The organism is Streptosporangium sp. CA-135522, from assembly GCF_050949235.1.
In the GTDB taxonomy this organism is placed as follows: domain Bacteria; phylum Actinomycetota; class Actinomycetes; order Streptosporangiales; family Streptosporangiaceae; genus Streptosporangium.
In genome coordinates this window covers 1358237-1370574 of sequence record NZ_CP192026.1, presented here as the reverse complement: position 1 = coordinate 1370574, position 12338 = coordinate 1358237, and the positions used below count along the sequence as shown (strand labels likewise).

Genomic DNA, 12338 nt, shown 5'->3' with positions numbered 1-12338 from the left:
ATTGACGTGTCAGTCTTTACATGTCAATTCATAGGTATGATGGCGGGCATGTCTCTTCGGATCGCGCTCCTCGGCCTGCTGACCGCCGCCGGTCCAGCCAGTGGCTACGACCTCACGAAACGCTTCGAGAGCTCGATCAACCACGCCTGGCAGGCCCGGCACAGCCAGATCTATCCGGAGCTGAACAAGATGGCCGCCGACGGCCTGGTGACGGTCCAGGAAGAGGGATCGCGCGGCCGGAAGACCTACACGATCACTGAGGAGGGCGGCCGGGAGCTGCGCACGTGGCTGATCGAAAAGGAGCCGTCACGGTCCTACCGCAGCGAGGGAGCGCTCCGCGCGTTCCTGCTGCCCACGCTGGAGCCGCACGAGGCCGTGGCGTTGCTGCGCGCGGAGGCGCGGGCCTACGACGCCAGGCTGGCCGAGCTGGAGGCGCTCCGGATGGCCAAGCCCTCGTGGAAGAGTCCCGGCTTCGGGGAGTACGCCCTGGATCTGGGCATCCGCCAGACGCGGCTGATGCGCGACTGGTCCGAGGAGACCGCGACCCAGATAGAGACCGCTAGCCGCAGCTAGCCATGGCCGGCAGGTCGTCCTCGCGGGTGGCGAAGTCGACGTTGGAGAAATGCCGGTCGAGCAGCTTCTTCATCGTCCCGCTCGCGTAGAGGTCCGCGATCGCGCCCTGCACGGCCTTGCAGGTGCGCCTGTCGCCCTTCTTCATCGCCACCGCGTAACGCTCGTCGGTCAGCTTCAGCCCGACCACCTTGTAGGCGATGTTCTCCCTGTCGGCGAACCCGGCCAGCAGCAGGTCGTCGCCGGGGACCGCGTCGACCGCGCCGGCCAGCAGCTTGTTCATGCAACCGGTGTAGGTGGGGGCGGGAACCAAGGTGAACCGGTCCACCTTCCCCTGCAGGACGCGGACCGAGGCGTTGTCGGCGGGCTGGCAGACCCGCTTGCCCTCCAGGTCGGCCGCCGACGCGATCGGGGAACCGTCCTTGACGAGCACGTCGACATGGGCGAGATAGTACGGTCCGGCGAACGTGACGTCGTCCCTGCCGTTGATCGGGTAGGTCGAGACGACCAGGTCGACGACGCCGTCGGCCAGCAGTCTCGGACGCTCCTCACGGCTGGTCGCCTGGAAGGTGACGCCGCTCGCGGGCACCCTCAGCGCCTTGGCGATCTCTAGGGCGAGGTCCACCTCGAACCCGCTCCACTTACCGCCGCTGTTCAGCGCGATGCCCGGCAGGTAGTCGCGCATGCCGATGGTGAGCCTGCCGGTCTTCGCCGCCTTGTCGGCGACCGACGCGAAAGCCACCGGATCGGTCCCGGCGGGCGGTCGGACACCGGTGCCGAAACTCGGCGGCCAACCGGTGACGGCGACGGTGGCCGCACCACCGGCCAGCAGGACGGCCGCCGCGGCGGCGATCCAGCGCCCCCTGCGGGAGCGCCGGGGCGGCTGGGAGTCCACGGAGTGGTCCGGGCTCGAGATCGTGGCCTGCGGGCCCAGTGGCGCGACGGTCACCGGAGGCTCGCCGTGACCGGTGAAAGCATCCCGCTCGCCGTGGCGCGGGGACGACGGCTGCTCACCGTGGCCTGGGGACGACGGCTGCTCACCGTAGCCCGGGGACGACGGCTGCTCGCCGTAACCCGGGAGAGAACCCCCCTCGCCGTAGCCCGGGGACGACGGGCGCTCACCGTAACCGGGGAGGGAACCCCCCTCGCCGTAGGCGGGGGGCTGCGCGCGAAAACCCGTGGACGGCACAGGCGGGCCGCCCGGGGCGGGCACGCCGGGGTTCGTCCGCGGAATGCGGATGGGACTGGTGGCCTCACCCGGATCGGGGCCCGGGTCCGGGTCCGGGCCAGGACGTGGACCCGCACCCGGGCCGGCGGCTCCCAGGTCCGGGCCGGCCACCTGCGCGCCCTCGTTGAGGACGGCGGGTGAGGCGTCCACGGTCTCGGGATGGCCGAGCATTCGCAACAGGATCCGGTCGGCCGAGGGCCGGGCCGTGGGCGACTTGGACAGGGCCGAGCGGACCGCGCCGCGCAGCGGCTCCGGCATGACGCTGACGTCCACCTCGTGGTTGAGGATGCGGTTCAGCACCACCGCGATCGAGTCGCCGGCGAAGGCGGTCTCCCCGGTCGCGGCGAAGGCGATCGTCGCCCCCCAGGCGAACACGTCGGTGTGCGGGCCGACGTCCGCGCCGGAGATCTGCTCGGGCGCCATGTAGGCCGGAGTGCCGATGGCCCGGCTGGTGATCGTGCCGGTGGAGTCGACGATGCGGGCGATGCCGAAGTCCACCACGCGCGGCCCGTCGGCGGCGATGAGCACGTTGTCCGGCTTGAAGTCGCGGTGCACGATCGCGGCGTGGTGGATCGCGGTGAGCGCGGTGGCCGTGCCGATCGCCAGCCGCTGCAACGCCACGCCCCGCAGCGGGCCGTCGGCCTCCACGACCTCCCGAAGCGACCTGCCCTCGATGTATTCGCTCGCGATGTAGGGGGTGTCGCCTTCGAGATCGACGGCCACGATGCCCGCCGTACAGAACGAGGCGACCCGTTGCGCGGCCCGCGCCTCACGGGCGAAGCGCGATCTGGCGATCGCGTCACCGGAGAATTTCACGTGCAGCAGCTTGACCGCCGCCCGCTCTCCCGCCTCGTTCGTTCCCAGGTAGACGACCCCCTGGCCGCCCTCGCCGATCCGGCCGACGATGCGGAACGGGCCGAGTTGGCGCGGTTCCCCCGCTTCCAGCGGCGCGATCTCCGGCATCATCGTCCCTACGGTCTAGTAAATCCCCAACCAGCCAAACTTTACGATGTCCAAGCTCTTCCACCCGCCGCGTTACCTCTAAGTGACCTTGTCTCTCCCACGGCGAGCGTCTCACCGAGGGAAGCGCGAAGGACACGCCACCCACTCAATTACCGACAATCCACCCAAGCTGGCGCTCCAGCCGCTTAGATCACTACCGTTGACCGCCTCTCACGCAAGCCGGAGCAGATTCCCCATGCGCCGATATATCGGTTATCGCGAATTCGTTCAGCGCGATCAGCGTTCCCTCGTCGGCACGGCCCTTCTCCTCACCGGCAGCCACGAGCAGGCCATCCGCCTGGCCCTGTGGTCCCTGCGGGAGGTCGGCCTCAGTTGGCCACCGACCATCTGGGAGAACACCACCACACACGCCCACATCGAGTTGTATCGGCGCTTCCTTCGCAAGCCGACCGCCGCCGGGGCCACCGCGCTGGTACGGCTGGCACCCCGGCAGCGCCTCCTCCTCGTCGCCTGCCTCCACGACGGCAGGACCCACGCCGAGATGGCCACCATCCTGGGCATCCCGGTGGAAACGGTGAAGTCGGAGATCGACGAGGGCGTGGCCACCCTCACCAAGGGCAATGTGGCCCGGCTGAAGACGAGGCTGGCCACAGCGGCGAGCGAGGCGTCGGTTCCCGACCTCGGCGCCCGGTCCATGCGCGCGCTACGGCGCCGCCGCAACCGCGGCGCCTTCCTGACGGCGGCCGCGACCCTCGTCCCGATCGTCCTCATCGCCGCCCTGACCCTGTTCCCCCAGGGGCCGATGTGGAACTCGGCCCTGGGCGAGCGCAACCAGCCCCGGTCCACCGAGGTGCCGGAGGCCATGCAGGTGGTCCCCAGCCCGAAGCCGAGCCCCACCCTCCAGCCGTGGCGACCCGCGCGGACCTCCCTCGCGATCCGCTACGCGGTGCCCGACGGATGCCCCGGCGACGGCACCGCCGCGGCCGGCGAGTCTACGCCGCCGCAGGCGGGGAAGGTCACCTGCGCGGGCTGGACGCTGAAGCTGGCCGGCAACGGCGCGGGCGGCACGGGCGGCGCGGGCGGCGCGACGCCCGGCTCCGTGAACTGCACGGGCAAGGAGCGCTGCGAGTCCACGGTGAGCGTCCCGGACGCGGCCGAGCGTCTGACGCACGGCGACGGCCGCGGCTCCTGGCGGCTGAGCCCCGCGCTGAGCCCCGACGGGCATCGCATCGCCTATCTGAGTGCGGCGGAGGGAAGATATGTCGCCCATGACCTCCACAGCGGCACGAAGCGGTATCTGTCACCCGTGCTGGTCCCCGCGGACACCGAAGCCGGCACCCGGGTGACGGTCTCTCCGGACGGCCGCCACTTCACCGTCGAGCTCGGCGCACGCCGGCTGCGGACCGACTTCGCCACCGGAACCATGACGCCGCTGCCCGCCGGACAGGCCACGGCGGCCGAGAAGGCCGCGGGCTGGCTGCGCAAGAGCTACCGCTTCTGGCAGGACTCCCCCAGCGGCACGCACGCGGCCGCGGTCAGCGGCGAAGAGAGCGGGACCGGCAGCCTCCACATCATCGACGCCCGGTCGCGGCGGGTCTTCAAGCGCCTGCCGCTTCCCGAGGTGGACGCTCCCGCCAAGGCGGAGGTCGTCGGCTGGTTGAACGGCCACGAGGTCGTCGTGAAGATGGCGGGCGGGGCCGGCGGCCGGCCTCCCGGTTTCTTCCGGGTGAACGCCATCACCGGCCAGACGCACCGTGTGACCGGCCTCGCCGACGACGGCCTGATCGTACTCGGCGCCGTCACGGCGCCATGACGAGGCCATGGCGACGCCATGACGGACCGTAGCGATGCCGGGTGAGACCGTAGCGATGTCATGACGGAACGTAGCGACGCCAGGGCGGGTCCGAAGCGGGGCCGGAGCAGGTCCGAAGCGGGGCCGGAGCGACCGTAGCGACGCCGGGGAAGACGGGACAGGAAGGGTCGGAGCCGGAGGGGCCAGGGCCGGAAACCGAAAAGGGCCGCCCGCGGGCGGCCCTTTCCAGGTGATGGCTAGGCCATCTTCTTCTTCAGGTTCTCGTCCAGGGCCGCCAGGAAGTCCTGGGTGGTCAGCCACTTGGCGTCGCCGCCGACGAGGAGGGCGAGGTCCTTGGTCATCTGACCGCTCTCGACGGTCTCGACGCAGACCTGCTCCAGCTTCTCGGCGAAGTCGATCACCGCGGGGGTGTTGTCGAGCTTGCCGCGGTGCGCCAGGCCCCGGGTCCACGCGAAGATCGAGGCGATCGGGTTGGTGGAGGTGGGGTTGCCCTTCTGGTGCTCACGGTAGTGCCGGGTGACGGTGCCGTGGGCGGCCTCGGCCTCGACGGTCTGGCCGTCGGGGGTCATCAGGACCGAGGTCATCAGGCCGAGCGAGCCGAAGCCCTGCGCGACGGTGTCGGACTGGACGTCGCCGTCGTAGTTCTTGGCCGCCCAGACGTAGCCGCCCTCCCACTTGAGCGCCGCGGCGACCATGTCGTCGATCAGGCGGTGCTCGTAGGTGATGCCGGCGGCCTCGAAGTCGGCCTTGAACTCGGTCTCGAAGACCTCGGCGAAGATGTCCTTGAAGCGGCCGTCGTAGGCCTTCAGGATCGTGTTCTTCGTGGAGAGGTAGACCGGGTAGTTGCGGGCCAGGCCGTAGCGCATGGAGGAGCGGGCGAAGTCGCGGATCGACTCGTCCAGGTTGTACATCGCCATCGCGACGCCGCCACCCGGGAAGTCGTAGACGTCGAGCTCGACCGGCTCCGAGCCGTCCTTCGGGGTGTAGGTGAGGGTCAGCTTGCCCTCACCCGGGATCTTCAGGTCGGTGGCGCGGTACTGGTCGCCGAAGGCGTGACGGCCGACGATGATCGGCTTGGTCCAGCCCGGGACGAGCCTCGGCACGTTGGACATGATGATCGGCTCACGGAAGATGACGCCGCCGAGGATGTTACGGATCGTCCCGTTCGGGGACTTCCACATCTTCTTCAGGCCGAACTCCTCGACCCGCGCCTCGTCCGGGGTGATCGTGGCGCACTTGACGCCGACGCCGTACTGCTTGATCGCGTTGGCGGCGTCGATCGTCACCTGGTCGTCGGTGGCGTCGCGGTGCTCGATCCCGAGGTCGTAGTACTTCAGGTCGACGTCGAGGTAGGGAAGGATCAGCTGGTCCTTGATGAACTGCCAGATGATCCGGGTCATCTCGTCGCCGTCAAGCTCGACGACGGGGCCCTCTACCTTGATCTTGGGCATGCGTGTGGTTCCCCTTCTGAACTAACACTGGCCAGACAGTCCTTTTGAGGCTCACTGGCCGTTGAGGCTATCGGACAGGTGTGGACGCTCTGCGATCCACCCGGTCATCCGACTTATAGCGGCATAAGCGTTGGATATTGGAGCACCAGCGAGCCGGCCATCAGCGCGGCGCCGAAGGCGGCGAGCGTGAGGGTGTCGATCGTCTTGGTGCGTACGGCGAGCCGCCCGCCCCCGGCCAACCGGAACACGGCCCCCAGCGTCATGACGACGCCAAGGGTGAACCCTCCCCACTCGGGATCGAACAGGACGGCAAAGGCCACGGCGAGAACCGAACCCGCCAGCACCAGCGGATAGGGTCCCCAGCGATCTTCAGTTGTGCTCACCGCTCGCACCTACGGCCGTCGTTCACTCGGGCACTCGTCTCTCGGTCGCTCACATCCGGCTCATCGTTCGGCGAGAGGCTTCCACTTCTGGCCGCGCTCGCCGATGTACTCGCTGTCCGGACGGATCAGGCGGTTGTCGGCGTGCTGCTCGATGACGTGTGCGGTCCATCCTGCCATGCGGCTGACGGAGAAGACCGGAGTGAACAGGTCCGTCGGGATGCCGAGGTAGTGGTAGACGGTCGCCGCGTAGAAGTCGACGTTGGGATAGAGGCCCTTCGTCTCGAAGACGACCTCTTCCATCTCCTTGGACATCCGGTAGTAGGTGTCGTCGCCGGAGGCGTTCGCGAGCTCCTGCGACATCTTGCGCAGATGCGTGGCACGCGGGTCCTCGGTCTTGTAGACCCGGTGCCCGAAGCCCATGATCTTCTCGCCGGCGGCGAGCTTGTCTCGCACGGCCTGGGCGACGGAGGACGGGTCCAGCGACTCCAGGGTGCGCATGACCTGCTCGTTGGCTCCGCCGTGGAGCGGGCCCTTGAGGGTGCCGATGGCCGCCACGATGGCCGAGTGCATGTCGGACAGGGTCGCGGCGCAGACGCGGGCGGCGAACGTCGAGGCGTTCATCGTGTGGTCGGCGTGCAGGACCAGGCAGGTGTCGAAGGTCTCGACCTCGTGCCGGTCGGGGACGCGGCCGGTGATCTGCAGCAGGAAGTTGGCCGCGACGCTCAGCTCGGGGTCCGGCTCCGGGATCGCGCCGCCGGTCCTGGCCGCGTGGTAGCGGGCGACGAGGATCGGCTGCTGCGCGGTCAGCCGGGCGGCCTTGCGCAGGTTGGCCTCGGGGCTGTTGGAGTCCTTGTCCGGATCGTCGCCCCCGGTCAGCGAGACCAGCGTGCGCAGCGCCTCCATGGGCGCCTGCTTCTCCGCGATCTCCGGAATGTTCGCTTCGGCGAGAGCGCCGAGCTTGCGCCCTCGAACGAGTTCCGCCCCGTAGGCGGCCAACTGCTCCCCCGTGGGGAGGTTGCCGCACTGCAGCAGGTGGGCGGTCTCTTCGAAGGTGGTGCGGCCGGCCAGATCGTGGATGTCGTAACCACGATAGAAAAGGAGACCGGCCTGACCGTCGATGTCACTGAGCGCTGTAGACGCGGCTACGACATCGGCGAGGCCTTTAGTGGGCTTGTCCGCCATGAGTGTTTCCTCCGCTTATCTTCGCCCGAAGTCTACCCGTGAGCAGGGGAAACCCCTCCGAGAGGTCCAGACCAATTTCACGAAGGATTCTCCTTCTGGCAAAGGCGATTCCCCATCACCTCGTTTGGGTAAGCCGGAGCTGTAGGAATAGTTACGGCGGGCTACCTGGGGAGGAACTGCCGTGGAGGGGCCGTTCATACGCATCGAGGACACTGGCGAGGTGGTCCCGTTGCGCCCCGAGATCACGACGATCGGGCGTGGCCGGGGAGTTGACATCCGGCTCACCGATCCAAGTGTGTCCCGGCTGCACGCGGAATTCGTCCGGCGCGGACCCTACCTGTATGTCGTTGATCTGGGCCTGTCCCGCAACGGCACACGGGTGAACGGCAGGCCGATCGCCCGGAGGGTGCTCGACGACGGTGACGTCGTCTCCTTCGGCGCCGCGAGGGGCAGGATCGGCGGAGTCCCGCGTGAGGACTTCGCACCCGAGGTGGAGCTCCGCCGCGCCGCGGCTCCGGAGCTGACCAGGCGGGAGGTCGACGTGCTGACGTCGCTGTGCCGTCCGGCACTGTCCGACGAGGCGTTCGTGGCTCCCGCCACCGCGCGGGAGATCGCCGACGATCTGGTGGTGACGGAGGCCGCGGTCAAGCAGCATCTCCTGCGCCTCTACCAGAAGTTTCGGATCCCGGAGGGCACCAACCGGCGCACCAGGCTGGCGAACGAGGTCGTCGCCCTGGGGCTGGTCAGGCCCACTCCGGTGGTGCCGCCGCAGCGCGCGGCCGGCACCCCGGAGCCTCAGCCCACGGCCACGGCCGCGGGTCGGCGGGCGTCCTGACGGCCTAGGCCGACTTCTCGGCGGCCTCGACCACGTTGGTCAGCAGCAGGGCCCGGGTCATCGGGCCCACGCCACCGGGGTTGGGGGTGAGGAAGCCCGCGACGTCCTGGACGTCGGGGGCGACATCACCGGCGATCTTGCCGTCGACCCGGGAGACGCCGACATCGAGCACGGCGGCGCCGGGCTTGACCATGTCGGCCGTGATCAGGTGAGGCACGCCCGCCGCGGCGACGACGATGTCGGCGCGGCGGGTGTGAGCCGCCAGGTCCTGGGTGCCGGTGTGGCAGAGGGTGACGGTGGCGTTCTCCGAACGGCGCGTCAGCAGCAGGCCGAGTGAGCGGCCCACGGTGATGCCCCGGCCGACCACGACGACCTCGGTGCCCTTGATCGGCACGCCGTACTCCTGCAGGAGCAGGACGATGCCGTGCGGGGTGCAGGGCAGCGGCGCGTCGACCATGTGGACCAGGCGACCCAGGTTGACCGGGTGCAGGCCGTCGGCGTCCTTCGCCGGGTCCATCCGCTCCAGCAGCGCCATGGTGTCGAGATGACGGGGCAGCGGGAGCTGGACGATGTAGCCGGTGCACTCCTCGGCGGCGTTGAGCTCGTCGATGACCGCCTCCACCTCGGCCTGCGTGGCGGTCGCCGGCAGGTCCTTGCGGATGGAGGCGATGCCGACCTCCGCGCAGTCACGGTGCTTGCCGGCCACGTAAATCTGACTGCCCGGGTCGTCACCGACCAGGACGGTGCCGAGCCCGGGAGTGATGCCGCGCTCTTTCAGCACGGCGACCCGCGCCGTGAGGTCTGCCTTGATCTTCGCCGCGGTGGCCTTGCCATCGAGAATCTGCGCACTCATGGGGGGCATACTTCCACGAGATCATCCGCGCTCTGCTTCCCGCCTCTCGATAATCCTGCGCGTGAAGGGGATGATCTCCACGACCTTGGCTCCGAGGTAGGCGGCTCCGAAGGCGAAGATGAGCAGCAGCCAGGGGCTCTCCCAGAACCCGTTCATGAGGACGAAGACGTTCAGGACGGCGTCAAGCAGCGGCATGAAGGATCTCCACGGAACCAGAGGAAGGACCCGTTCAGGCTAACCGGGGTTTAAACCTTCTTCGGCCGGAAAATCCTGTCCACTCCGCCACTCTCCTGTCTCCGGTGGACGGCTGCCACAGGAGTGCGGCGGCCGTCCACGCGTGTGGAGATCAGTGGAAGAAGTGACGGGTCCCGGTGAAGTAGAGGGTGACTCCGGCGGCCTCGGCCGCGGCGATCACGTCCGCGTCGCGGATGGAACCACCGGGCTCCACGATCGCCTTGACTCCCGCGTCGATGAGCACCTGCGGGCCGTCCGCGAACGGGAAGAACGCGTCGGAGGCCGCCGCGGACCCGTGGGCGCGGTCACCCGCGCGGGAGACCGCGAGCTGCGCGGAGTCGACGCGGTTGACCTGTCCCATGCCGACGCCGACGCTCGCGCCGCCGGCGGCCAGCAGGATCGCGTTGGACTTCACCGACCGGCAGGCCCTCCAGGCGAAGGCCAGGTCGGCGAGCACCTCGGCGGAGGCCGCGGGGCCGGCCTTGAGCTCCCAGGTGGACGGATCGTCACCGGGGGCGTCGACCCGGTCGGTGGCCTGCACCAGCAGGCCACCGTCGATCCGGCGGAACTCGGCCCTGTTGGCGGGTCCCTCCGGGCAGACCAGCAGGCGGATGTTCTTCTTCTGGGTGAGTACGGCCAGCGCCTCCGCGGTGAAGGCCGGGGCCACCACGACCTCGGTGAACACCTCGGCGATCTGCCGGGCCAGCGCCTCGGTGACCTCGCCGTTGACCGCGATCACACCGCCGTAGGCGGACACCGGGTCACAGGCGTTGGCCTTGCGGTGCGCCTCGGCGACGTCGGCGCCGACCGCGATGCCGCACGGGTTCTGGTGCTTGATGATCGCCACGGCCGGCTCGGCGAAGTCCCAGGCGGCCCGCCAGGCCGCGTCGGCGTCGAGGTAGTTGTTGTAGGACATCTCCTTGCCGTGCAGCTGCTCGGCATTGGCCAGGCCGCCCCGCTGGCCGGAGTAGAGCGCCGCTCCCTGGTGCGGGTTCTCGCCGTAGCGCAGCGGCGACTTGAGCGCCCACGCGGCGCCCATGTAGCGCGGCCAGGAGTCCTCCTCGACGGCGTAGACGTCGGCGAACCAGGAGGCCACCGCGGTGTCGTAGGCGGCGGTGTGGGCGTAGGCGGCCGCGGCGAGACGACGGCGCTCGGTGAGGGTGAAGCCGCCCTCGGCCACCGCGGCGAGCACGTCGCCGTAGGCGCCGGGGTCGACCACGACCGCGGCGGTGCCGTGGTTCTTGGCTGCGGCGCGGATCATCGCGGGGCCGCCGATGTCGATCTGCTCCACGCACTCGCTGTCGGAGGCGCCGGAGGCCACGGTCTCCTGGAACGGGTAGAGGTTGACCACCACCAGCTCGAACGGGTCGATTTCCAGCTCTTCGAGCTGCTTGACGTGGGCGGGATTGCCGCTGTCGGCCAGCAGGCCGGCGTGCACGCGCGGGTGCAGGGTCTTGACGCGGCCGTCGAGGCACTCGGGGAACCCGGTCAACGACTCGACCGGAGTGACGGGAACGCCGAACGAAGCGATCTTCGCGGCGGTGCCGCCGGTGGAGACGATCTCCACACCCGCGGCGTCGAGGCCGCGGGCCAGCTCCTCCAGCCCGCTCTTGTCATACACAGCGATCAACGCGCGCCGGATGGCGATGCGGGTCACTTCGTGCTCCTCCTGTTTGTTTCCGGTCTCATCCGGGGCGCCCGGCTCATCTGCCGGGTCGTCCGAAGCGAAAGGTCCTGCCGGTCACGGTCCAGCCCTCCCGGGCCATCCGGCCGACGGTCTCGACGAGCAGGCTTCGCTCGACGGTCTTGATGCGCTCGTGCAGGGCGGCCTCGTCGTCGCCGTCCAGCACGGGCACGGCCTCCTGGGCGATGATCGGCCCGGTGTCGACCCCGGCGTCGGCGAGCATCACGGTGCAGCCGGTGACCCGCACGCCGTACGCCAGGGCGTCGCGGACCCCGTGCGCGCCGGGGAAGGAGGGCAGCAGCGCGGGGTGGGTGTTCAGGACGGGGAAGGCGCTCAGCGTCGGAGCCCCGAGAATCTTCATGAATCCGGCGCAGACCACCAGATCGGGCCGGTGCTCGGCGATCCGCGCCGCGACGGCCCGGTCCCAGAGGTCCCGGCTCGGATGATCGGCCAGCTTCTCGACGAACGTGGGGACGCCGGCGCGTTCCGCACGGGCCAATCCCTCGATACCGTCGCGATCGGCGCCCACCGCCGCGATCCGGGCTCCGTACGCCTCGTCTGCCACAGCGTTCAGCAGGGCCTGTAGGTTGGTTCCAGAACCGGACACGAGGACCACAAGCCGAGCGGCCTGGGATGACACCGACGCACTCCATTCGGACGGGGACTCACGCCGCAAGGGTATCGGCCTGTCCACTCACGCGATGCAAGGAGGTCAGGTGACGACTCCCGTCCAGGCAAGGCCGGCCGAGGGTGCGGGACGGCGGGCTCTGTGGCTCGCCTTCGCTTCGGTGGTGCTGACGCTGATGCTTCCCCTCGCGGGCCTCGTCATGTCGATCTTCGCTCTCATCGCCTCGATTCGCGCCATCAAGGCCCTGCGTTCGATGACCAGGCCGGTGACCCCCGCCGTCGTCGGTGTCGTCGTGGCGTCGCTGACCCTGCTGATCTCCGTGGCGGTGTCCGCGATGCAGTTCTACTTCAGCGACGAGCTGGCCTCCTACGCCGAGTGCCGCACGGGCGCGGGCACCGTCGCCGCCCAGAGCCAGTGCGTGGAGCAGCTCGAACGGGCGATGGAGAAGAAGATGCCCTTCGTCCAGCCCGGTGACGTGCAGTTCCCGTTCCCCCCGTGAGCCCGTCCGGCATGT

The 12338-nt window shown here is 69.5% G+C and carries 12 protein-coding genes; 4 read left to right on the top strand and 8 right to left on the bottom strand.

All coding sequences use genetic code 11. The features are described from left to right. Positions 1-48: 48 nt before the first annotated feature. Entirely contained in the window at positions 49-573 is a 525-nt protein-coding gene (locus ACQPYK_RS06800; RefSeq protein WP_433251886.1) for a PadR family transcriptional regulator, read from the top strand. Here the strand turns inward: ACQPYK_RS06800 and ACQPYK_RS06795 are convergent. Continuing rightward, positions 560-2764, bottom strand: a complete 2205-nt coding sequence (locus ACQPYK_RS06795) for a bifunctional serine/threonine-protein kinase/glutamate ABC transporter substrate-binding protein (protein WP_433251883.1) — start codon at positions 2762-2764, stop codon at positions 560-562. The genes ACQPYK_RS06800 and ACQPYK_RS06795 overlap by 14 nt on opposite strands. Before the next feature lie 232 nt (positions 2765-2996). Between ACQPYK_RS06795 and ACQPYK_RS06790 the strand changes: the two genes are divergently transcribed. Continuing rightward, positions 2997-4574, top strand: coding sequence for a sigma factor-like helix-turn-helix DNA-binding protein (locus tag ACQPYK_RS06790; RefSeq protein WP_433251880.1), 1578 nt, complete (start codon positions 2997-2999; stop codon positions 4572-4574). A 236-nt stretch (positions 4575-4810) separates the two neighbouring features. On the opposite strand, the gene ACQPYK_RS06785 is transcribed toward ACQPYK_RS06790, so the two are convergent. The 3 genes from ACQPYK_RS06785 to ACQPYK_RS06775 form a co-directional block, all read right to left on the bottom strand. Then, complete coding sequence (locus ACQPYK_RS06785; protein ID WP_433251877.1) at positions 4811-6025, bottom strand: NADP-dependent isocitrate dehydrogenase; 1215 nt, start codon at positions 6023-6025, stop codon at positions 4811-4813. A 113-nt stretch (positions 6026-6138) separates the two neighbouring features. Beyond that, positions 6139-6408, bottom strand: coding sequence for a DUF3017 domain-containing protein (locus ACQPYK_RS06780; RefSeq protein WP_433251874.1), 270 nt, complete (start codon positions 6406-6408; stop codon positions 6139-6141). 60 nt (positions 6409-6468) lie between these two features. After that, entirely contained in the window at positions 6469-7590 is a 1122-nt protein-coding gene (locus ACQPYK_RS06775; protein ID WP_433251871.1) for a citrate/2-methylcitrate synthase, read from the bottom strand. A 181-nt stretch (positions 7591-7771) separates the two neighbouring features. Here ACQPYK_RS06775 and ACQPYK_RS06770 point away from each other — a divergent pair, with 181 nt between their 5' ends. After that, complete coding sequence (locus ACQPYK_RS06770) at positions 7772-8425, top strand: FHA domain-containing protein (protein WP_433251868.1); 654 nt, start codon at positions 7772-7774, stop codon at positions 8423-8425. 4 nt (positions 8426-8429) lie between these two features. Here the strand turns inward: ACQPYK_RS06770 and ACQPYK_RS06765 are convergent, their stop codons facing one another. The 4 genes from ACQPYK_RS06765 to purN all read right to left on the bottom strand — a co-directional run bounded on the left by ACQPYK_RS06765 (position 8430) and on the right by purN (position 11836). Then, positions 8430-9278, bottom strand: coding sequence for a bifunctional methylenetetrahydrofolate dehydrogenase/methenyltetrahydrofolate cyclohydrolase (locus ACQPYK_RS06765; protein ID WP_433251865.1), 849 nt, complete (start codon positions 9276-9278; stop codon positions 8430-8432). Between the two features lie 21 nt (positions 9279-9299). Beyond that, on the bottom strand, positions 9300-9473 hold the full coding sequence (locus ACQPYK_RS06760; RefSeq protein WP_433251862.1) for a hypothetical protein: 174 nt from the start codon (positions 9471-9473) through the stop codon (positions 9300-9302). A gap of 151 nt (positions 9474-9624) precedes the next feature. Then, entirely contained in the window at positions 9625-11169 is a 1545-nt protein-coding gene (gene purH, locus ACQPYK_RS06755) for a bifunctional phosphoribosylaminoimidazolecarboxamide formyltransferase/IMP cyclohydrolase (RefSeq protein WP_433251859.1), read from the bottom strand. A gap of 46 nt (positions 11170-11215) precedes the next feature. Further along, complete coding sequence (purN, locus tag ACQPYK_RS06750; protein WP_433251856.1) at positions 11216-11836, bottom strand: phosphoribosylglycinamide formyltransferase; 621 nt, start codon at positions 11834-11836, stop codon at positions 11216-11218. A gap of 76 nt (positions 11837-11912) precedes the next feature. On the opposite strand from purN, the gene ACQPYK_RS06745 reads away from it, so the two are divergent. Continuing rightward, the gene (locus tag ACQPYK_RS06745) at positions 11913-12323 is read left to right on the top strand and encodes a hypothetical protein (protein WP_433251853.1); all 411 of its coding nucleotides are present in this window, start codon (positions 11913-11915) and stop codon (positions 12321-12323) included. The last annotated feature ends 15 nt before the right edge of the window (positions 12324-12338 follow it).